We start from the raw sequence: 20,892 nt of genomic DNA, 5'->3' as shown, positions 1-20,892 counted from the left end.
CTTACAACTCGAAAACGGGGGGTCTGGGTCATCGAGGATGTTCGACGATAGCAAGCTTTGTCGAATCGTTACAACTCGACAACGGGGGGTAATAGATTCCGAAAACGGTATCTGACACACATAGTTGATACGGGGCTGTAGTCGTTGGATGGCCTGTTTTCGCCCGGTTACAACTCCACAAGGGTCCATATTTTTATACCCAGGGTTCGAGGGGGTTCATAATGGGACGAGAGAGACGTAGAGCAGGATCGAATAAGCCGGAAGGTGAGGAGGATCGTGAATCTTCTTCTGCTGATCCTGAAAATCCTGAGTCGATGAATGAGGAGGTAGCGTCTCCTGGCACGTCACAAACGACCTTCGAAAATGGATCAGATCCCGCCGATTCGTCTCAAGAAGCAACTAACGGCGACGGTGGCGGCATCTCAATTCGTGATCGGCTCCAAACCGAGTCGTCCGGTGGCGTTTTCGCGAACAAAGACCTCGTCCGGTCAGACACCATCATCGACGAGGACCGTATCGTCGGTCGTGACGACCAGCTGGGCCGTGTCGTCGACAATCTAAAACCGGTCCTCCAGAATGAAGGGATCCCGGATATGCTTCTGAGTGGTCCTTCTGGAACTGGGAAGTCGCTCATCATTCATGCGGTCTGCAAACAGATCGTCGAACTGTGTGAATCCCAAGACAAGACCTTCGGGGTCATTTCAATCAACTGTGAGGGGCCGAAGACCGCAGATCGGGCTGTCTATCGGTTAGTCAAAGCTGCTGCCGACGACCTCGGCGTTGATCCTGGAGTTCCCCAAACCGGCGTCTCAACGGATCAGAAGCTGGAGCGACTGTACGAACTCATGCGAGAGTATTACGATGGTGTCATCTTCATCCTCGATGAGATCGATATGCTCGAGGGACCGTATCAGGAAGCAGAGTACAATTCTCTCATCTACCAGCTTTCACGGGCTCGCAAACTCGCCGACTTTGATGGTCCTATCTCGCTCACGACGATCACGAACTACGCCGACTTTATGAAGGACCTCAACAGCCGCGCACAGAGTTCTTACAACCCGGACGATATCTTCTTCGACGATTACGATGCGAACCAACTCCGTAGTATTCTCCGCAACCGGCGGGACGCCTTCAAGCCAGACTCACTTTCAGATGACGTTGTTCCACTTGTTGCTGCGTTCGGCTCCCAAACGCACGGGGATGCGCGGAAAGCGATTGATCTCCTCAGATGGGCTGGTGAATTAGCCGAGCGGCGTGGGGGTGACACGGTTATCGAGACTGATGTCCGTGATGCTCAAGAAAAATACACCGAAAATCGTAAGCTACGCCATATCAGCGGCATTTCGACTCAAAAGAAACTCTCCATCTACGCTGTGGCGGCCACTGCCCACTACGCAAGAGAACATCCTGAGTGGATCCCTGCTGGACCTGCGTTCAAGACGTATCAATTCATTGCTGATACGATGGATACGGACCAGTACAGCCGCGAGACGTTCGTAAATCACGTTACAGAGCAGAGTACGTACGGTGTACTGGACTTCGAGCGTCGGGGCAAGGGGCGAGGCAGAGGAGTGCATATGTATTTCTCCCTCTCCGAGGATCCGGAAACGATCATGGAGACGATCCGTGAGGATTCCCGGTTCGAAGATCTAGCTCACGAAGAGGCGACTATCAGCGCGGTTGTCCGCGAACGGCTGAAGCAGTTCCGGAGTAAAAACTAACATCGCCCGTATTCTCCTCGCACTTTTTTTCTCGAAAACGGTGGGTGTTCGTATCCCGTGTGATGCGTTACAGCTCGAAAATGGGAGTATCATTCGTCGGGATGTCTCGTTACTACTCGAAAACGGGGGGTGGGTGAGCCAAGAGATTTGACGTGTCGGTCGATGTACTGTGCTATCTCCTTTCCCTCTCCCATTTACAACCCGAAAACGGGGGGTGTGTTCCACGATTTCTTTGTCGTCGGTACCATCGATGATGCGGAGACGGTGGAGAAACGACGGAGATGCGGGGGTGTGGTCCCATCGATACTGACCTCCCTCTTCCACCGACCTCAAGTGACGACGGAAACGTGGGGGTGTCTCCCCTCCTCGAGTCTTATTCGTTCGAGTTGACCGGGCCTTTGTACTTGGAGGTCACTTTATCGCCCTCCCGCCACTGCCAGTAGTAGTAGCGATTGTCGTTGATTTTCTTAATCGTGATCGTCGCTTTGGCAGGGACGTCATCCGGGTGATCATCTGGTCGCTCTTCGACTTCGTCTTGATCTGCCGACCCCCCGAGACGGGTCTCTCGTTCCTTGTGCTCGGCGAGCGCTTCAGCATACGTCGCAACGTCTCGGAGCTGCTCCGGGTCCGACTCGTTGAGCGTGGTGACGATCTCCGTCGGGAGGTTCGCCGGTGGGGTCGGGGGTTCGTAGGACATCGGTTACTTTCGCGTTAACCAACACAATCCGCGACTCCATAGTTTTGTTGGTTAAGAAGATAGGGACGGCTTCCTGCGCCTGCTGGCTGTAACACTACTCGAAACTTCTTCATATTGTTTCGTACTATGTTACACCGTGCTCCGGCGTATCGAACTCGAGGTCCTCGCCACGGTCGACCGCGGCGATACGATCTCCGAACTCGCGACGAAGCTCAACCACAGCGAGAGCTACCTCTCTCGTGCCGTCAGCGACGTCGACTTGAAGATAAGATTCTAGATTGTGACGGTATCGAAGCAGGGGAGCACGGCCTCCTTGTAGCCGGGTATCTATCGGAATTCTTGGTGCTCGGTCTGGGTGTTGTAGTTCTTGTAGAACACCCATCGAAGGGGATGTTGGTGAAGACCTCCTGCCCGCAGATGGCGCACCAGAGAAACTCTCTCCGCTCGGAACCGTTCTGCGTTTACCCGGAAGAGGATCTCATTGATTCTGGATAGCGAATTCTGAATTGTTGCCATAGTAACTAACATTCTTATCCTTGGTTCAAACAAAAAGGTAAACAATGACGTACGAAAATCTCGACAAAGAGTTGGTAAATGCACTTCTTGGAAATGGACGTGAGAGTTTGCGAAGTCTTGCCGAACAGCTCGATGTGTCTGTAACGACAGTTTCGAACCATCTGAACGATCTGGAGGAGGCCGGTGCTATTGAAGGGTATTCTCCAATTGTCAACTATGAGCGGCTCGGCTACGACGTGACCGCAATTCTCCAGCTGAAGGTTGAGGGGCCTGGACTCCCGGATATTACGGAAGCGCTTCACAATGAATCGCAGATCGTGAGCGTCTACGAGACGACGGGGGACTATGACATCATCGCAATTGGAAAATTCCTGAATACAGATGATATGAACGACCAGATCAAACGCATATTGACTGATGCAGATGTCCAAGAATCGAATACAAGTGTTGTGTTGAATACAGTGAAAGAATACGAACAATTCAGCGTTGGTAACGACTAGATTACTTATGGGAATCGACGAGAAAGACTCGCGCTTCGGGCGGGGAAGATGTCAAAACCTGAAACACCCACCGTCGAGGTTCCCCCGTCTTCAGGCACAGGAGGATGTCAAGATGGAGATCAGTCGATTTGTTCCACGTAGGCGTACTCGTCGGGGAGGGCGGCGGCGTCCTCGGGGAGGAGCGCGGCGACGAGGTAGTCGGCGTGGCTTCGGAAGTAGTCGACGACGCGCGCGATTCGGTCCGAGTCGATCGCTTCGAGCGAGTCGAGCAGGACGAACGGCACCGTCTCGTGGACGTCGTGGACGAGGTACCCCGCGAGCGCGAACACGAGCCTGATCAAGGCAGGGATCGCAACGATTCCAGATCTGGAAACCCTCCAGGAGTGTTGCCTACGAGAGCGTCCACCAGAAGCGGACGCAGACCCTGTGCCGGCTCAAGTGAAGGCTAAAGAGCTACGCGAGCAGGAATCATAATGGATTAGTTGAATCCGTTGCTACGAGTAGCCTGGCTCTGGAGCTCGCCATGCAACCACAATTCCACAGATGGCGAGACCTCCAGCGAGGAGAAATGCCGTATCAAAGCCGGCTCTGTCGACAATAACCCCGCCTGCAATCGGTGCAAGGAACGCCCCCGCTAACCCAACACTAGTCTGGAACGCGACGGCTGTCGCAGCGACCCGTGAATCAACGACCTCCCGAACATACGTAAAGGACAGCCCCAGCGTAAGCTGAACAGCAAATCCGGTGAGCAGCAGGAATGTAACGAGCAGTGGAAGTGACCGGAACTGCGTGAACAGCAGTACGAGCGGAGCAGAAACTGCGAAGGACACAAAAACGATGGGTTGGCGACGACCCCCGAATACTCGATCAGACAGGAGGCCACTACTGATTCTGGAGACGACCCCGATTGCGGGGAATACGGCCACCAAGAGCCCGCTCACTGCGAGTGACAGGCCGAGTTCGGTCGTCAAATACGACGCACCCCAGCTATTCACGAACAAGTATAACGAATAGCCGAGAAACCCGAGCAACCCGACTGACCAGACCTTCCGGTTCCGGAGAACCGCACCAAACTCCTGAATCGAGGGAGCGGCTCCTCGGCTCGTTCCGATCCCTCGACTGGCCGGCCAGAACACAACGAGACCGATGACTGTGAGCCCCGTGAACGCGATAAAGATTGTAGGCCACCCGAATCGATGCGCAATCACTGGGCCAGTCCCTTGCCCGAGCGCAAATCCGACCGGGCCACTCGCCGTAAAGATACCGACAGCCGTTGCCCGGTTCTCGCTGGTCGCTGCTCGACTCACGATATCGATGCCCGCGTTCCACACGACGACGTAGGCGACTCCACCGAGCGCTCGTGAGGCAATTACTGATCGGTAGTCCCCTTGTCGTCCAGCGATCCACCCCCACGTTCCAGCCACGAGTAGTGTGAGAACGGCGAGTCCTATCACGGTCCTGGGGTCTGTCCGGTCAAGCACCGCACCAGCTGGGAGGCTTGCAATCACTGCAGTACCGAACATAATGCCGACGAGGAAGCCTGCGATTGTTGGACCGATACCCAGCGAGTCACGAATGAGCGGGGTGACGCTCGCGGGAACAATCTCGTAGGCAGCTAACCCTGTGGAGATGAGGCTCGCGCCGGCGACGATACCCCACGTCGACTGATGCGTCTGTTGCAGTTCGCTGCTAGTGGTGTCTTCATGGTAGGTGGTCGGTTGGGTAGTCATTACTTGATGGTTAGACTGACGCCGAACCGCGGAAATCGGAAATCGATAGGTGCCTGCAACGAGTCCCGATGATCGTGTTTCCATGTTACGTATTGCTCCGCATACCTCTGAGTGTTAGATAGCAAACTCTATTGTTGAATGATGGTTTGTTAATTAACTAGCCATGTGTGTGCTTACCGGCCCAGGCCAGCAGCAGAATTGGAGCCAAGCTCGAATCGGCACTGAGAGAAGCGTTCCCTGTTCGCAAGTGGTCGAATAATGATCGCTTCCCAATCCGTCCTCAATTCGTCGACGGTGCTGCTCGTGGGGACAAACGACTGGCTCTCGCGATTCGCTACAACACTGGAGACACGGACTAACGCGACTGTGCAGACAGTTGGAACCACGGCGGAAGCGAGTGACATCGTCCGGAAGCAGACCACTGACTGTCTCATCAGCGGAGACACGCTCGAAGGGGCGACCGGTCTGGAACTCCTCAGGGAGATCCGCACCGATACCACGACGCTTCCGGTCTTGCTCTGTACCGCCGCTGGGAGCGAAGCCATCGCCAGCGACGCTATCGAAGCCGGTGTCAGCGATTACATCGCACTCACGGAGCCGATAGAAGGAATGGCCGACGAACTCATCGACCGAACTGAACGGGCCATCCGATCCGCACGGCGGTCGGCCACGCAACGGGACCGGGCCAGACAGTTCGACGCCATATTCAACGATTCACGAACCGCGACGTGGGTGCTCGATCCTGCTGGCTCACTTGCGCGTGTGAATGAGACTGCTCGGGAGATGGTCGACGTAGAAATCGAAACGATCGTTGGCGAACCCTTCTGGACGCTTCCGTGGTGGGCAGAACCCGATTCAGCGAACACAGACGTGCAGCAGATCGTGGAGAATGCTCTCGATGGGAGATTCGGCAACGCGGTCGTCACACAGCCGCCACACGTCGAAAATCCACGCGTCATCGATCTCTCCGTACGCCCAGTCCAGAACGAACGTGGTGACATCGTTTCGATCGTCGTCGAGGGCGTCGACATCACCGAGCGCGTCGATCTCGAACGCGACCTCCGACAATCAGAGGAGCTCCACCGTGTCACGCTCAACAACATGACCGACACCGTCCTCATTACGAACGAAGACGGCGAGTACACCTACGTCTGTCCCAACGTCCACTTCATTTTCGGCTACACGGCCGACGAAATTCACGAGCAAGGAACGATCGACGACCTCCTCGGTACGGATCTCTTCGACCGGGAGGAGCTCGCAGCGGACGGCGTGCTCAAGAACATCGAAACCACGGCGACGGACAAGGCGGGTCGCGAGCATACGCTCCTCGTTAATGTTCGTGAAGTCTCGATTCAGGACGGGACCCTCCTCTTCAGCTGTCGGGATATCACGAAACGTAAGCAACGTGAGGAGGCGCTCGCGACCCTTCAAGAGACCGCCCGTGATTTCCTGTACGCCGAAACGCATCAGGAAATCGCCCAGCATGTCGTCGACGACACACCTGGTGTCCTCAATCTGGATGCGAGTACGGTCTATCTCTTCGATGCCGATGCCAACGAGCTTCGACCCGCGGCCCGCTCGGCGACGATGAGAGAACTTACTGGCCCGCTCCCCACCGTACACGCCGACGGCGAAACGCTGCCGAGTTACAGTTTCGTCGAGAACGAAGCGCTGTTCTTCGACGACGTTCACGATGCAGACCGGCTCGAAAACCGGGCGACCGATCTTCGTAGTGTAGCCTACATCCCACTCGGTAACCACGGCGTGTTCGTCGCTGGCTCGGACCGAGTCGGGGCCTTCGACGAGGTAACCCGGGAACTGGCTGACCTTCTCGCTGCAACCGCCGAGGCAGCCCTTGACCGCGTCACACGAGAATCCCGACTTCGAAAGCAAGATCGCACACTACAGGAGCAAAACGAACAGCTCACCGCGCTGAATCGCATCAACGAGACCATTCGGGAAATCGATCAAGCCCTCGTGCAAGCCGAGATGAGAGAGGAAATCGATCATACGGTCTGTGAGCTGTTGACCGGCGAGGACCGATTCCGGTTCGCCTGGATTGGGACGATTGACCGGACAACCGACACCGTCGAGCCACGGGCCTGGGCAGGCAGCGAGCAGGGGTATCTGGATAGCCAAGCTTTCGCCATCGACGCGGAAGGTGGGGAGCCAGCCGGCCAAACCGCGGCCTCTGGCGACGTGACGATGGTGACGAACGTCGCCGCCGGACTCCGCGACGAGTCGTGGCGGAAGGCCGCACTCGCCCATGACTACCTCTCCGTGTTGAGCATCCCCCTCGTCTACAATGACCTCACACACGGAGTGTTGACTGTCTACGCACCTACCCAGGATGCGTTCGACGACACGACGAAGGCTGTCCTCGCTGAACTCGGCGAGACCATCGCGTCTGCACTCAGTGCTATCGAGCGAAAGAATGCACTGCTCACGACGTCGATGACGCGTGTTGAATTCGATATCGATGACCCGGCATTCGTTCTCTCACGGCTCGCTCGAGACGCAGCGTGTACACTCTCGTATCAAGGCGGTGTTCAGCAATCCACAGAGGGAAGCTACGTGTTTGTGACTGTCGACGACGGAGCAGTAACTGACGTTGTAGACGCTGCCTCGCAGTTGGTCGGGATCGACGAGGTGCAACAGATTAGTACGGATGCTGAGGGGGGTGTACTCCGGCTTCGGCTCACACAGCCGTTTCTCGCCCTGGAGCTGGCCGATCACGGTGCCGTCTTCCACGAGGCAACTGCCGACCCGACATCCACAACCCTCGTCATCGACATCCCGGACAGTATCGACATCCGGACGATCACACAACTCGTCCGGGAGACGTTCTCCACTGTCGAACTCCGTTCGAAGCAGACGCTGGATCAGTCCATGGAACGCGACTTGTACTCGAAGTTCCTCGAGAAGCTGACTGAGCGGCAACTCGAGGTGATCCAGACGGCATACTACAGCGGGTTCTTCGAGTCACCACGCGCGAGCACTGGCGAAGACGTTGCGGAGACACTCGGGATCTCCCCGCCAGCGTTTTATAAACACTCTCGGACCGTCCAGCGCAAACTGTTCGAAACGCTCTTCGAGGAGCACAATGTCTCAATTTTGGGAACCGAAGAGTTCAATAACTAACCCCATATTTCAGGAAGTATTTGTTGGTTAACAGCTGAATATTCCCTTATACACTTATTACACTTACATAGAGTGCCCTATATCACCGGCTGGCACTCGTGAACCCACTATGATAGATGTCGACCCTGAATCAGACGAAAAAACCCCATACGAATGCTTCGAGTGTGGCAGCATCATCATCACAGAAGACAGCCCGGGCCAATGTCCCGACTGTGGCGGCCCGATGCGAAACCGGCGAATGTCACTTGAATGATCATGGCATCAAAATCTGAGAGCACCCACAACGAATCGGACGACGAGTCGACAGAACCAATCGAGCCTGAGTCGGCACTTGAGACCGCCCGCCGTCAGTTGGATCATGCTGCCAGTCACTTGGATATCGACCCCAGTATCGTCGAACGGCTCAGATATCCGAAAAAAGTCCACGAAGTAACAGTCCCAATCGAACGCGATGACGGTACGGTCGATGTGTTCACCGGATACCGAGCTCAACACGACAGTGTCAGAGGCCCATTTAAGGGAGGGCTCCGGTATCACCCCGAGGTGAGTAGAGACGAGTGTGTCGGACTCGGCATGTGGATGACCTGGAAGTGCGCTGTTATGGATCTCCCGTTCGGGGGTGCCAAGGGTGGCGTCGCAGTCAACCCGAAAGAGTTGAGCTCGGGAGAAAAAGAGCGACTCACTCGTCGGTTTGCCCAGGAAATTCGCGATGTTATCGGGCCGAATCGCGATATTCCCGCGCCGGATATGGGTACTGATCCGCAGACGATGGCGTGGCTGATGGACGCGTACTCGATGCAGGAAGGTGAAACGATACCGGGAGTCGTCACCGGGAAGCCACCAGTCATTGGAGGGAGTGAAGGTCGTGAGGAAGCGCCTGGACGAAGTGTCGCGATCATCACCAAGCAGGCCTGCGAATATTATGGAAGCGATCTCGAGGGAACGACGGTCGCAATTCAGGGGTACGGTAGTGTCGGTGCGAACGCCGCCCGACTGCTTGATGAGTGGGGAGCAATGGTCGTCGCAATCAGTGACGTGAACGGCGCAATGTACGATCCAGACGGGATCGAGACGGCGACCGTCCCATCACACGACGAGGAGCCTGAAGCCGTCACGAAATACGCAGACGACGTGATCTCAAACGATGAGTTGCTCACACTCGATGTTGACGTACTCATCCCTGCCGCTCTCGGAAACGTGATCACCGAAGCAAATGCGAGTGCGATCGCCGCTGACCTCGTCGTCGAAGGCGCAAACGGTCCCACCACTTCGACGGCGAGTGCGATTCTCGCAGAGCAGGCCATTCCAGTGATTCCAGACATTCTCGCTAATGCTGGCGGAGTCACGGTGAGCTACTTCGAGTGGCTCCAGGATATCAATCGCCGATCGTGGTCGCTCGAACGGGTGAACGACGAACTCGAAACGGAGATGCAAGCCGCTTGGCAGGCAGTCACAGACGAATACGAGCACCGCGATGTCACGTGGCGTGATGCAGCCTATATTGTTGCGCTCTCACGGATCGCTGAATCCCACGAGGTACGGGGACTCTGGCCGTAGGGAGATGGACTATTGCCCATTCAGGCGGATCCGTCAGCCAACTACCCCGTTTGAACGGGGACTGTTTCGACTGTATCAACTCGTTAGCCCCGGGACTATCCTCATCACTACCTGCTTTATCGGATACGTCGTCATCGGTTTCAGTTTATCTTTCATCGGAATCTATGAACCAACGTACTCCGTTATGGGTTTCACTGACCCATTTTTTACGACCTTGTCATTTCTAACAGGGCTCTTCATCAGTACGATGTCGGGGACGCTTGCGGCGCTCACGCTCTTGCTTAGTCCCAACGATTCGAAGGCTGATCTCGTTGTCGTGGTGAGTTTCATCGCTCTTGGATTTGGGGCCGCTACCATGCGAGTCACATTCGGAGCCGTCCAAGCATATCTCACTGAGATAGTAAGTAATCTTCTATAAGAACAATAAATAGTTTGAAATACGGAAGAAATTGGTTACTTGAATTGAGGCGCTAAGGCCCCTTCCTCAACGAGCAAGTGGAGCGAGCGAGTAGGGAAGGATTCAGCGCCGCACAAGTATCAAACACGTTAGACGCTCGGCCTATAGGCGCACCACCATCCTTATTATATTGTTCTCAAGAACTGCTCAAGTGGATCCAGACACAGGGGCTTGCTACCGATGGCCGGTCGGTTCACTGTACAGGATACTGATAAGTCCCATCCGTCTCGTGACTGATCACGCAACAAGCCGGCTGCGTGGTTCATGTTCGGGTGTATCATCTCTACTCGCTGAAAGCACCCGCCACGAGCAGTGGGAAGACGAGCGTCGCCTCTGCTTCGACCTGCGTATAATTTGTCCGGTCATCATCTTTGATCTTCCCCCACGATACTGCCTCGTTCGGGGGTGCGCCAGAGAGTGACCCATCCCCTTCCATACCGGTCGAGATATAGACGACGTAATCGGCCCCACCGCGGAACAAGTTCGTCATAATCGCGTGGTGTTTCGGCACGCCACCTCCAACTGCGATCAGACCCGTCGTATCGGCGAGCATTCCGTCCTCAATGAGCGAGTCGTAATCGTCGAGAATCTCGATTCCGACCTCCGAATCGTACCCCTGTCGGTAATAGTAGAGAAAATTCCCAACCTCGGAATCCGTCAGTGCCGGACAGTAGACGGGAACATCATTGTCCGCTGCTTGTTTCAGAACCGAATCCTGATCGTCGAGTGTCTCCCCTAACTCTCGGGCAAACGATGTCGGCGTCCGAACCTTTTCTTCAGCGAAGAACTCCTCGAAGAAGTCGTATAGGTACTCCTCCAACCAAACGTAACGGTTGGAAGGGACGAACAGATTCCCAAGACGGTTGATTCCCTGTTCCCGGAGAACTGCTTCATCCGCATCCCAATCTCCCATTTTGAACGGCTTCGCCGTTTTGATAACATCCTCCGCCAGCGATCCCGCGGTCGTGATAAGCACGTCGACGTACCCTTCACGAACGAGGTAGGCGACGACTTCACGCAATCCCGACGAAATGATATTCGACGTGCATGTGAGATAGATCGTGGCATCGGCGTCTTGCATTTGCTCGGCGATGTCGATGGCCTCTGCGAGTTGCGTCGCCTGAAAGCCCGTCGTTGCATACGCTTCCAGCATCTCCTGAAAATCGAATTCGCCACGGAAGTCGTAGCCCTGCACGTCTGGCGTGGTCAACTCTTCAGCACTTCCCGGAACAACGTGGTCGTGAGACTCCTCGTCCATACCGGCAATTAGCAGGATGCCGGTTTGAATCGTTCGAGACGGGTCGCCGATTCTCGATACACACAAGTCCAGCATCAGCTAACTGTTCAATATGTCCCAGCCGACGGTGGCTGTTCTCCGACCCGACGACAGCCGTATCGTTGAGGCGGTCGAGTATCTCCAGTCACTCGATGTATCCCCGATTCCAGACCCAATGCTGGCAATCACACCGACCGGTCAGGTTCCCCAACATGCGGACTACTGTATCTTCACAAGCGAGACCGGTGTCGATATAGCTGCGACAGCGGGATGGAAACAACGAGGAACCACTGTTTGTGCTGTCGGAGATCAGACTGCAACCGCATTATGCAATCGGGGCTATTCAGTCGATATCGTTCCATCGACGTTCACATCCACAGGACTCGTCGACGAGTTATCTACTGAAGTCGAGGGCCAAACCGTTGAACTTGCTCGGAGTGCACACGGCAGCGAAGTACTTGTTGAAGGACTGGAAGCAGCTGGTGGAATTGTCAGCGAAACAGCCTTATATCGCCTGAAACGACCGGAGACTGCGGGACAGTCGGTTTCACTTGCGGTAGACGGTAAGCTGGACGGTATACTGTTCACCTCGCCAAAGACGATAGAGCACTTCGTTCAAATTGCGACTGAACGTGACGCTGTCGCTGCACTCCAACGCGAGCTAGAGGAGACGATTGTTGGAGCGATAGGAGCACCAACAAAACGTGCTGTCGACAAGCATGGGATCGCTGTTGATGTTATGCCGGATACAGTGGGGTTCACACAGCTTGCCGAGGTCACCGTACGTCGAATTCTGGATACCCACCAATGAACACATTCCGTCTCCAATCTGTTAGCTGACTTTGAGTGTTCACTGACGTCTCACCGTAAACCACGTTACTCCGATCAAGAAGGCAGCGGCACCAGACACTAACAGGGTTTGACGATAGCCGAACAGTGCTGCAGCCCCGACACTAAGCGGCGGACCGACCGTCGTGCCGAGTCTGAGAACACTTGTCCGAATACTCATAATGCTCCCGCGGAATTCGTCCGGTGCTCGTTCGTTGAGTGCCGTATCCGTAATCGGCTCTGCAAGTCCTTGACCAAGTCCGAATAGAAGGAGTGCACCAGCAACTACGTATATAGAGTCTGCGACGGCGACGCCGACGAGTCCGATCCCGTAACTCACGAATCCGAGCGCGATCGATTGGAAGCTCGTGAGCGACCGAAGCACGCGATCACCTTGCATTGCTGTCGCTCCCATCGTAACCGCGGGTAATCCCACGAGAAGGCCGATACTCGCTGATGAGAGGTGATATTCGTTGGCGAGCAGGAATGGAACGGCGGTGAGTTGCGCGCCGTAGAGGATGACGAAAATACCGAAGATTGCGAGATAGAGCACGACGAAGGGGGTCATCGATGTGGGTCCGGTGAGGAATGCACGGATACTCGAATTCGTATTGTTCTCGTCGCGCTGTGGCTCCTCGAGCAAGGTTATGCCGGGTACAGCGACGAGCAGCGCGAGGAGAAAACACGCGAAGGGAGCCGACCAAGCGACTGTCGCCAGCGCACCACCGAGTAACGGATAGCCAGCAGCACCCACCGCGAGAATCGCCGCGTTGGTCCCAATTAGCACTCGTCGTTGTTCACCGGAATAGAGGTCGCCGAGGAGCGTGACCGTGAGCATCGCAATCGCACTACTCGCCGCCCCTTGGATGGCTCGCAGGACCAAGATCAGGGTGAAGTCGGAAATGAAGATGATACCGCCCCCACTGAGTCCGAAGACAACAAGCGCCGGGATTAGAATCGGTTTTCGACCGATGCGGTCAGTTAGCAGTCCAATCGGGAGAGTGAGAAAGATCCCGGGGAGCGTGAACGCCGACAGCAAGAGGCTGGCCTGTGCCTCCGAAATGTTCCATGCCTCCTGGACCGCTGGGAGTACAGGGCTGATGAGTGAGACACCCATGACAGCGACGAGCGTACTCGCGAAAATCACGGCTGTTGCTGGCGAGTTCCGGAGTTTCCGTATCCATTCCATTCGCTCTATTACTCTCTCGGTGAGCGCTCCCCGTAAGTCATCCGCTATGGGGGAGTGGTCGCCCTGAATCAGAACCGGAGGACGTTCACGGTGAGCCAATTATGTTCACAAGCCCAAAGACGCAGATTATTACAAACGGTGTAGGTGAAAGCCACGTGGTTTGACATCCAAGCAATTCACCACGGAGTGTGACTACACTGGGCATCGGACGTCCGGGAAGAAATTATCACCATGACTGAGCTCCTTGAGGAGACGTACGTTGCGGCGCTGCAGCGTGATTTCGTAGATGTTTCCCCGGAGGCATGCTCGTAGGTGTGGTTCGACGACCACCCTGCTGGTTTAGAACAACAACCGACGAAAACTACCCCTCAGTTAGCCCTCCGCCGGATCTCCTCGACGAGTTCAAACAGTTGCACGACGGACAGTACCGACTCTCGTGACCGGCTGGATCCGTCACTCACCGCTGCGTCTGGCCACCATCGACGGGAAGCGCGTGCCCAGTGACGAACGAAGCGTCGTCCGAGCAGAGCCACACGATCACGCTCGCCACTTCGGCGGGATCGGCCGGTCGACCCATCGGCACGCCGGCGGTGACTTCATCCTGCTCCTCGGGAGACATCGACTGGAGGGCACGTGTGTTAACGATTGTCGGACAGACTGCATTAACTCTGATACCGTCTGCGGCGAATTCGAGCGTGACCGACCGCGTGAGCCCGACAACGCCGTGTTTGCTCGCGCTGTAGGGCGTCCGACCGGGACTGCCCCGTATCCCGGCGTGTGAGGCAGTGTTGACGATAGCCCCGCCACCGGAGTCCAGAAGAGCCGGTATCTCATGTTTCAGCCCGAGCCACACGCCTTTCTGGGAGATGCTGGTGACGCGGTCCCAATCCTGCTCGGAGATGTCGGTTACTGGCGCGGGATCGGCTCCGGTGGCGACGTTGTTCACTGCGAAATCGAGGCGGCCATACTCTTCAAGCGCACGCTCAATCATCGCCTTGACCTCAGTGGAGTCGCTGACATCAGTGCGGACGAACGTTGCGTTCCCGCCGTCGTTTTCGATGCGGCTGACTGTCTCTCCGCCAGCCTCGTCGTCGATATCCACGACAACGACATCGGCTCCCTCGTCGGCGAATCGCTCCGCAGTCGCTCTGCCGATCCCCGACCCCGCACCCGCTACCAACGCGACACCGTCACTAAAGTTCCGCGAAATGCTGCTGAAAGACACCGTTTATAACCTTCGCCGGAGCGTCCGATACCCGTGAAATCCGCCACCGTGTACCGAAATTACAGAGTCGTGAAATCTAGTGAGAACACTGGAAAACCGGTGTGGAGGTGGGGGTCTGGCGATGATCCCAATGTCCTACTATCTGCGTTTCATATAGTAGCCGTTAGAACTTTCGGCACGGAGTGCTGTACAGTACCTAATGGATCATCTCGACGAGATCTCCGTCGAAGAACTCCAAGACGCGCTTGACAACGTCAACGGAAACAAGCCGACGCAACGGTTGTTAGCTGCGATCGCGTACAAAAACGGCGTCACACAGACTGAAATTGCCGAGTGGCACGACACCGGCCGACGAACGATCTACAGCTGGCTCAACCGACTCGATACTGACGAGCCGCTTGAACAGGCTGTAACTGATGCTCACCGATCTGGTCGAAAGCGAAAGTTATCAGAAAAACAGCAGCAAGAATTTGAGCACACAGTCCACGAATCACCCAAAAAGATCGGTTTTGACGCGCCGGCGTGGACGCCGGCGCTTGTCAAAGAATTTCTCGAAGAAACATACGGCGTCGACTACTCAATCCCAAGCTGCCGGCGGTTGTTGAAAGAAGCGGGATTGAGTTATCAAAAACCACGCCGTTCAGCGGCTGAATCCGACGAAGACGAGCAAGATGAGTTTTACGACGAGATCAAAAAAAGCGGCGGGAAATGGACGCCACAGTAGTCTGTATCGATCAAACCAAGAAATCGGTCCAAGTTGAGCCGCGTGCCGCGTGGTTTCCGCGCGGCACGCGGCCCTCGATCGAATTATCCGGTCAACGGGAGTGGACGTGCTTGCTCGGCGCGATCACCGAGGACGGCGATCGCTTTTTCTCACGGCTTACCGAGTACATCACCGCCGATCACGCAAAACATTTCATTTTAGCACTATGTGACGAATTTGAAGAGGATCTGATCGTCGTGCTCGATGGCGCACCGTATTTTCAGGCATCGGCCGTCACGGACCTCGCGGCCCGTGACGACCTCGCGTTTGTGACGCTCCCGTCATATTCGCCGGAATTGAACCCTGTCGAGGAATGTTGGAGACAGCTCCAAGCAGCTCTCAGCAACCGATTCTTCGACTCACTCGACGAACTTACAACAGCGATCGATACCGCTCTTGACCAAATTTCTATCCCAAAAGTGAGCAACTATTTCTAACGTCTACTATATCGTCAACAGGTGTCCCGTCATTGAGGGTGCTGCTTTCTGGATTCGGCTCAATATACACTGATGCCGTGTCTGTGTCTACTGTGTGAGAACAGACGGCACTATCGCGTTCCGTTTCGTATGCGGGGCACGGCTGGTGATCAATCTCGGGGGTTGTAGAATCTGCATCTCCATCTGATTCATTGCCGGCTTCTGGGTCATCAGACCTCTCGGCATCTCCGAGGCAACCAGCGATACCGACGATTGACCCGGCTCCAATGTGAGCGAGGAGGTTGCGGCGGTTCATGACTAACACGAAACCATCTGGAGATAAGGTGGTTCGGGAAGCTAAAACATCTCTCTGACCGAACTGATAAGTTCGCACTCTGTACTGACCACACCCGATCAGAATATATCACTTCCTAAGGATTTCAACAGAGCCGGATCTGTAACTTTGCCGCGATCGCGTACAGCACGGAAGAAGCAGAGTTGTACCCCGGCAACCGCCTGAAACAGGACGGCTACTACTTCCCGAAAGAGATCGCCAAGTGCGACGACTCGGGCGGCGATCGGGCCACTCGACTGCACCACAAATGGTCAGAACGTCGCACGCACTTCTTCCATAGTCTTGCTAAACACATCGTCCAGCGGTGTGTTGAGAAGGGCGTTGGACGGATCAACGTCGGGGACTTGGACGGCGTCCGCGAAGACGAAAACGGCACCTCGAAAAACTGGGGAAAACACGGCAACCTTGACATACACGGCTGGGCGTTCGATAGGTTCTCCCACATCCTCGAATACAAAGCGAAAGTCGAGGGTATCGACGTCGTAGACGTTTCAGAGCGCACCACGAGTACGACGTGTTGTACGTGCGGGAAGAAAGACGAGAGTCAGCGCGTCCACCGCGGGTTGTATGTGTGTGGTAGGTGCGACGCTGCGTTTAATGCGGACGTGAACGGGGCGGAGAATATCCGTCTCGACATGAACGAAAGTAACTCCGAGTCTTCGGCCAATTTGGACGAGGATAGGAGTACCGGCTGGTTGGCACAGCCCGAAGTCTACCTGTATGACTTGTCCAGCGGATTCCAACCGCAGGATCAAGTGGTAGACTCCAAACCGTAATATCCCAATCCAGCGGCGCGATGCCGTGGGATTCCTCCGCCTGAAGGCGGAGGAGGATGTCAATGCGGTTCCGGCCAACGTGACTAAGCCCGAAATCCCGTGGCGGGATTCCACGGCGTGAACGCCGTGGAGGAGATCAAGGCGGCGAGAACAGGGTAGTTCACTCCAAGTCGTACCCCCATTTCCGGAGTGTCGCAGCGATTTCATCTGTGTGTTGAAGTCCGACAAGCAGCGCAGCTTCACGCAGATCGGCCTTCTTGACTGATTCTCCGAGCTCTGACTCTAGCGTTCGTGTCGTCTCACGCTGGGTGTTGGCCGTCGATTGCTGGAGATGAAGCTGGACGGTCTGTTCACGGCCGTCGGTAATACTGCTTCGCGTAAGGACCCAGGGGAGCTCTTGCCGAGACGATCGGGACTCACTATCTGTCGTAGTTTGTATCGCAGTATCGGATGTATCACTGCCTGTTGTTTCTGTTGTACTGTTGGTCGCATCAGCCTCTGAGGTGGTGTCAGCTTCGTTGGTTGTTTCTGTGCTCCCCCAGTCGTCGTCAGCAGCTCCGCTTTTAAATCCCCCCATTACGCGGTCACCTCTTGTTCGTCCTCATCAAGAGCTCCAGGCTCAGGTGGATTCGGAGCCGCAATTCCTCCTTCGTCTTCGATGAATCGGGCAATACGGTCAAACTGCGCAAGCGTCTCCACCTCGTAGTCACGACGACGATTGCGGTGGGTCTGAACGTACTTGAACGCTGAACACTGCTGACGCCAACATCCCTCCATCAACGAAGTCCGGTCACCGATAACCTCAGGAACCTCATAGGGGATTGTACCGAGCATCTCTTCTTGATCGCGTGTGCCTTTGAAACCGATCGGCACCGCACCTAACACCCCGACGTCGATGTTAAGTTGGTCCGCAAAGTTCGTCGCGAGCTCTTCGAGTCCTTCGACAGCAGCTTGCCCCTTTGCCGATGGTTCAATCGGAAGCAGCAGATTCCGCGTTGCGTAAATCGCGTTATAGAGATGCGATCCTTCAGTTGCTGGTGGATCGCAGATGAGAATATCGTATTTCTCGGGGACGCCTGCTTCACCGAGTACCCGTCGCAACTGTGCGTGGACGTTGTATGCGTCACCAAAGTCTTCAGCCTTTTTTTGTTCTCTATCTAGGTGCTGGGTGAGATCAGACAGCGAGTTATGCTCCGGAATGATGTCGATCCCTTCTGCTGTTTCGATGAGATCCTCAAACGGACCGCGTGGACTCCCAACCATGTGACGAACTAAGCTATCTGCACCTGCGTCTGCACGATCGGTATCAACCCCAAGTAGGCGGCTCAAATCCCCGTCTTGTGGGTCGAGAGGGACCACAAGCACGTCGAGCCCCGCTCGTTGGTGAGCGATTGCCGTATTTGCTGCGAGCGAGGTTTTGCCGACGCCACCCGCTTCACTGTATACCGTATACGCTAGCATATGAGGCTGATCTGGCTCTTAGCTAATGAAGGTATGTCAGACACTTACGTAACTTTCTAATTGTTCTTACTTAGATATCTAATACACCTAAGACATTAATCTTAGATATCTTTCTAAAACATCTAACTTAGTTATCTTAGGTTCTGTTCTCAGTTCTATATCTTAGCTATCTTAGTGAGTAGCTAAGAACGATATCAAGTCCACGAACAGTAGTTCTGTAACAGATATCTGGTATTCATCGGTCACTGAATACCGCTATCGATCGTTCACCCGCTGGTCTGTCTGTGAAAACGCCTCGGTCGCCATATCGGCACGCTCGGCGGCTTCAATGTGCTGGTACGCCTCGCGGACCTGTTCCTCGCTGTTGTCGAGATACCGTGCGGCCGCGGCGTAGCCGAACTGTCGAACGAGCACCTCGCCGACGCCCCGACGCCCGCCGTGGAGTTCGAGATAGTCGCCGTTGAGCGAGAGGTCCAGCTCGTCGCGACGTTTGGCCAGTGCATCGTGCGTCCAGAGACGCTCCATGATCGACCGAGCGCCGTTGGTTGTGAGCGGTTTTGGCGCGTCGAGATCGTGCTCGGCGGCGACGATCAGGTCGGGCGCCCCGGCTCGGACGCGCTCGATCGCGTTGGCGTCGAGGCCGGCGTCGGGAAGCCCCTCGGTGACATGTGAGGCAAGCGACGGACGGTGCAGCGTCGTGAACACCGGCCACGAGTCCGGTACGTCCAGCACCTCGGCGTACCGCCGCAGGGGACCGATGACGGGCTCGGGAAGCGAGGCCTCCTTCCATTCGCGACTCTTCCGGAACACCGTGACGCTGCTGTCCGCGAACGACACGTCACGCCAGCGTATCCCGTTGCGGCCCTCTCGGTCCTCTTTCGGTGCCGAGAGGAACTCCGACCCGCGCAGGCCGGTGTATGCAACCACGCACACGAGCGCCTGTTCGCGACACCGCTGGTAGGCCTCGAAGCGCGCCTGCTGTTTGGCTTGCCACAGCTCGCTGTCGGGATCGCCACGGTCGGCGTGGGGAACCTCGATCGCGCCGAGCTCGTCGAACGCTTCGGAGACCCGTCGATCGACGAACTGCGTGATCAGATCGCGGTGGATCGGCTCCCACGCCTGTTGGTCGCCCGGTCGGCGGCCATCGTTCTCTGGGAGCGGGTCTTCGGCGTCGGACTCGCAGGCGTAATGCCGCGGGATGTATCCTTGCGCGTGTGCCCACCCACACCAGGAGGCGACGTGGGCGTAGTAGGTGAGCACGGTGCCGGCGGCGTACCCGGCGGTCGAGAGATACCGGGCGTAGTCGGAGAAGACCGTCGTGTCTAGGTCTGCGAATCGGACGGTGTCGCTGTCGACGACGCCCGCCCACGACTCCGGCGGCGAGGCATTCGCCGAGTCGGCGGTTTCACCCAGACACCAGCGTCGGAATCGATGCAGCTCGCGTTCGGCGTCGGCGCGGTACGCGCCCTGGTCACCGGCGTCGCCTTTGCCCTTGTCGGTGAGGTACTTCGTGAACGTGTCGTCGATCGCGGTCTCGACGGAGCGGCGGCCCGTCATTGGCCCTCCGGAGTATGGGGGTTGTGCCGGCGGAACGCCGCTCCAGCAGCGACGGTCGGACTGGAGCGTGCGTCGGTGGAAGAGTCGGCCATGATTCTGATTCTGCCTCGTTTGGGGCCACGGGTGGGGGTCACTAAGAACTTACTCTGTCTTACTCAGCTAAGATGAAGTAAGTTATTCCGCCGGATATTGGAACGTCTGTGAGAGTACCGGCTGATTTCGGCCGCTAGAACGCTTCTAGTCCGATCGAGACGATTGCTAAATTGTATATCGCTATATACAAATAGAGGGCCTGATGTCAGAGGTTGAGAGTTTGGAGTGCTACAAACCGCTAGCTAGGCTACATATTCTCGATCGACACCCGAACGTGACGCCCATGCGGGTCGCAGGAAGCTATGCTGTGAGCGCGGGCCCCGGGGTCCAGGTATTGCCGTCGAGGGCAACGAGGTCGTAGCGGGCAAGGATCTGGAGGGCGTCGACGACTCCCTCGGCGTCATAGGCGTGATGCATCTCTGGCGGCAGATGGTCAACGATGACACTCCGGGTGCCACCGTCCAGCCGATGTACGGTCTCTAACAGGCGCGAGAAATCAGCCAAAACCGGGTCAAGCGCCTCCTGCTCATCCGTCGGCTTCCGCAACTTATCAACAACAGCGTCATATTCACCCGTAAGCTCTACCGTTATGCCGACATCTTCTTCAAATCCGTCGTTCGTTTCGCCCATATCT

General features: G+C 56.1%; 15 protein-coding genes and 4 pseudogenes. 9 read left to right on the top strand and 10 right to left on the bottom strand.

All coding sequences use genetic code 11. From position 1 onward, the window contains the following. Nucleotides 1-314 precede the first annotated feature (314 nt). Nucleotides 315-1,721, top strand: coding sequence for a Cdc6/Cdc18 family protein (locus ESO89_RS06560; protein ID WP_128904826.1), 1,407 nt, complete (start codon nt 315-317; stop codon nt 1,719-1,721). Nucleotides 1,722-2,094: 373 nt separating this feature from the next. Here ESO89_RS06560 and ESO89_RS06555 read toward each other — a convergent pair whose 3' ends face one another. Beyond that, nucleotides 2,095-2,418, bottom strand: coding sequence for a hypothetical protein (locus tag ESO89_RS06555; RefSeq protein ID WP_128904777.1), 324 nt, complete (start codon nt 2,416-2,418; stop codon nt 2,095-2,097). Nucleotides 2,419-2,554: 136 nt separating this feature from the next. On the opposite strand from ESO89_RS06555, the pseudogene ESO89_RS06550 reads away from it, so the two are divergent. Then, nucleotides 2,555-2,674 (top strand): annotated as a pseudogene (locus tag ESO89_RS06550) (transcriptional regulator TrmB); the annotation flags it as partial. 74 nt (nt 2,675-2,748) lie between these two features. Here ESO89_RS06550 and ESO89_RS19480 read toward each other — a convergent pair. Beyond that, nucleotides 2,749-2,837 (bottom strand): annotated as a pseudogene (locus tag ESO89_RS19480) (DUF7567 family protein); the annotation flags it as partial. 141 nt (nt 2,838-2,978) lie between these two features. On the opposite strand from ESO89_RS19480, the gene lrp reads away from it, so the two are divergent. Then, a complete protein-coding gene (gene lrp / locus ESO89_RS06545) occupies nt 2,979-3,434 on the top strand; it encodes an HTH-type transcriptional regulator Lrp (protein WP_128904776.1) in 456 nt (151 codons plus the stop codon). A 119-nt stretch (nt 3,435-3,553) separates the two neighbouring features. Here the strand turns inward: lrp and ESO89_RS06540 are convergent. Continuing rightward, nucleotides 3,554-3,766: pseudogene (locus tag ESO89_RS06540) on the bottom strand (archaea-specific SMC-related protein); the annotation flags it as partial. 162 nt (nt 3,767-3,928) lie between these two features. After that, nucleotides 3,929-5,164: an MFS transporter gene (locus tag ESO89_RS06535; protein ID WP_128904775.1), complete on the bottom strand. Its 1,236-nt coding sequence runs from the start codon at nt 5,162-5,164 to the stop codon at nt 3,929-3,931. A 258-nt stretch (nt 5,165-5,422) separates the two neighbouring features. On the opposite strand from ESO89_RS06535, the gene ESO89_RS06530 reads away from it, so the two are divergent. The 3 genes from ESO89_RS06530 (at nt 5,423) to gdhB (ending at nt 9,862) form a co-directional block, all read left to right on the top strand. Further along, the gene (locus ESO89_RS06530; protein ID WP_128904774.1) at nt 5,423-8,305 is read left to right on the top strand and encodes a bacterio-opsin activator domain-containing protein; all 2,883 of its coding nucleotides are present in this window, start codon (nt 5,423-5,425) and stop codon (nt 8,303-8,305) included. A gap of 109 nt (nt 8,306-8,414) precedes the next feature. Beyond that, complete coding sequence (locus ESO89_RS06525; RefSeq protein ID WP_122106771.1) at nt 8,415-8,558, top strand: rubrerythrin-like domain-containing protein; 144 nt, start codon at nt 8,415-8,417, stop codon at nt 8,556-8,558. Further along, nucleotides 8,555-9,862, top strand: a complete 1,308-nt coding sequence (gdhB, locus tag ESO89_RS06520) for a glutamate dehydrogenase GdhB (RefSeq protein ID WP_122106770.1) — start codon at nt 8,555-8,557, stop codon at nt 9,860-9,862. The genes ESO89_RS06525 and gdhB overlap by 4 nt, the downstream gene beginning before the upstream one ends. A 740-nt stretch (nt 9,863-10,602) precedes the next feature. Here the strand turns inward: gdhB and ESO89_RS06510 are convergent. Beyond that, the gene (locus tag ESO89_RS06510) at nt 10,603-11,577 is read right to left on the bottom strand and encodes a deoxyhypusine synthase (protein ID WP_122106780.1); all 975 of its coding nucleotides are present in this window, start codon (nt 11,575-11,577) and stop codon (nt 10,603-10,605) included. Between the two features lie 91 nt (nt 11,578-11,668). Between ESO89_RS06510 and ESO89_RS06505 the strand changes: the two genes are divergently transcribed. Further along, nucleotides 11,669-12,406 carry a uroporphyrinogen-III synthase gene (locus ESO89_RS06505; RefSeq protein ID WP_128904773.1) on the top strand — a complete coding sequence of 246 codons (738 nt, stop codon included), beginning with the start codon at nt 11,669-11,671 and terminating at the stop codon, nt 12,404-12,406. A 39-nt stretch (nt 12,407-12,445) separates the two neighbouring features. Here ESO89_RS06505 and ESO89_RS06500 read toward each other — a convergent pair whose 3' ends face one another. Together ESO89_RS06500 and ESO89_RS06490 are read right to left on the bottom strand one after the other, a co-directional pair. After that, nucleotides 12,446-13,612, bottom strand: coding sequence for an MFS transporter (locus ESO89_RS06500; protein ID WP_095638114.1), 1,167 nt, complete (start codon nt 13,610-13,612; stop codon nt 12,446-12,448). Nucleotides 13,613-14,069: 457 nt separating this feature from the next. After that, nucleotides 14,070-14,792: a glucose 1-dehydrogenase gene (locus ESO89_RS06490; RefSeq protein ID WP_241686139.1), complete on the bottom strand. Its 723-nt coding sequence runs from the start codon at nt 14,790-14,792 to the stop codon at nt 14,070-14,072. Nucleotides 14,793-15,036: 244 nt separating this feature from the next. Here ESO89_RS06490 and ESO89_RS06485 point away from each other — a divergent pair. Next, nucleotides 15,037-16,037, top strand: a protein-coding gene (locus ESO89_RS06485; protein WP_128904772.1) for an IS630 family transposase whose coding sequence is annotated in 2 segments (ribosomal slippage) — nt 15,037-15,529 and nt 15,529-16,037 — 1,002 coding nt in all. Because the reading frame shifts where the segments join, the coding sequence is not laid out codon by codon here. Nucleotides 16,038-16,469: 432 nt separating this feature from the next. Continuing rightward, nucleotides 16,470-17,147 (top strand): annotated as a pseudogene (locus tag ESO89_RS06480) (RNA-guided endonuclease TnpB family protein); the annotation flags it as partial. Between the two features lie 576 nt (nt 17,148-17,723). Here the strand turns inward: ESO89_RS06480 and ESO89_RS06470 are convergent. The 3 genes from ESO89_RS06470 to ESO89_RS06460 all read right to left on the bottom strand — a co-directional run bounded on the left by ESO89_RS06470 (nt 17,724) and on the right by ESO89_RS06460 (nt 20,888). Then, nucleotides 17,724-18,608, bottom strand: coding sequence for a ParA family protein (locus ESO89_RS06470; RefSeq protein WP_128904770.1), 885 nt, complete (start codon nt 18,606-18,608; stop codon nt 17,724-17,726). A gap of 255 nt (nt 18,609-18,863) precedes the next feature. Next, nucleotides 18,864-20,165 carry a site-specific recombinase gene (locus tag ESO89_RS06465; RefSeq protein WP_128904769.1) on the bottom strand — a complete coding sequence of 434 codons (1,302 nt, stop codon included), beginning with the start codon at nt 20,163-20,165 and terminating at the stop codon, nt 18,864-18,866. 393 nt (nt 20,166-20,558) lie between these two features. Next, entirely contained in the window at nt 20,559-20,888 is a 330-nt protein-coding gene (locus ESO89_RS06460) for a hypothetical protein (protein WP_128904768.1), read from the bottom strand. Between the last annotated feature and the right edge of the window lie 4 nt (nt 20,889-20,892).

The sequence above is a fragment of the Halorubrum amylolyticum genome, from assembly GCF_004114995.1.
Taxonomy (GTDB): Archaea; Halobacteriota; Halobacteria; order Halobacteriales; family Haloferacaceae; genus Halorubrum; species Halorubrum amylolyticum.
The sequence above is the reverse complement of the archived record's forward strand: the minus strand, read 5'-3'. Positions and strand labels throughout refer to the sequence as shown.

Bases quoted from the DNA above. Each gene is read 5' to 3' on its own strand.
- gdhB (WP_122106770.1), top strand. From the start codon at position 8,555: ATGATCATGGCATCAAAATCTGAGAGCACCCACAACGAATCGGACGAC.
- ESO89_RS06500 (WP_095638114.1), bottom strand. From the start codon at position 13,612: ATGGAATGGATACGGAAACTCCGGAACTCGCCAGCAACAGCCGTGATT.
- ESO89_RS06470 (WP_128904770.1), bottom strand. From the start codon at position 18,608: ATGCTAGCGTATACGGTATACAGTGAAGCGGGTGGCGTCGGCAAAACC.
- ESO89_RS06465 (WP_128904769.1), bottom strand. From the start codon at position 20,165: ATGACGGGCCGCCGCTCCGTCGAGACCGCGATCGACGACACGTTCACG.
- ESO89_RS06505 (WP_128904773.1), top strand. From the start codon at position 11,669: ATGTCCCAGCCGACGGTGGCTGTTCTCCGACCCGACGACAGCCGTATC.
- lrp (WP_128904776.1), top strand. From the start codon at position 2,979: ATGACGTACGAAAATCTCGACAAAGAGTTGGTAAATGCACTTCTTGGA.
- ESO89_RS06560 (WP_128904826.1), top strand. From the start codon at position 315: ATGAATGAGGAGGTAGCGTCTCCTGGCACGTCACAAACGACCTTCGAA.
- ESO89_RS06510 (WP_122106780.1), bottom strand. From the start codon at position 11,577: ATGGACGAGGAGTCTCACGACCACGTTGTTCCGGGAAGTGCTGAAGAG.
- ESO89_RS06555 (WP_128904777.1), bottom strand. From the start codon at position 2,418: ATGTCCTACGAACCCCCGACCCCACCGGCGAACCTCCCGACGGAGATC.
- ESO89_RS06530 (WP_128904774.1), top strand. From the start codon at position 5,423: ATGATCGCTTCCCAATCCGTCCTCAATTCGTCGACGGTGCTGCTCGTG.
- ESO89_RS06525 (WP_122106771.1), top strand. From the start codon at position 8,415: ATGATAGATGTCGACCCTGAATCAGACGAAAAAACCCCATACGAATGC.
- ESO89_RS06460 (WP_128904768.1), bottom strand. From the start codon at position 20,888: ATGGGCGAAACGAACGACGGATTTGAAGAAGATGTCGGCATAACGGTA.
- ESO89_RS06535 (WP_128904775.1), bottom strand. From the start codon at position 5,164: ATGACTACCCAACCGACCACCTACCATGAAGACACCACTAGCAGCGAA.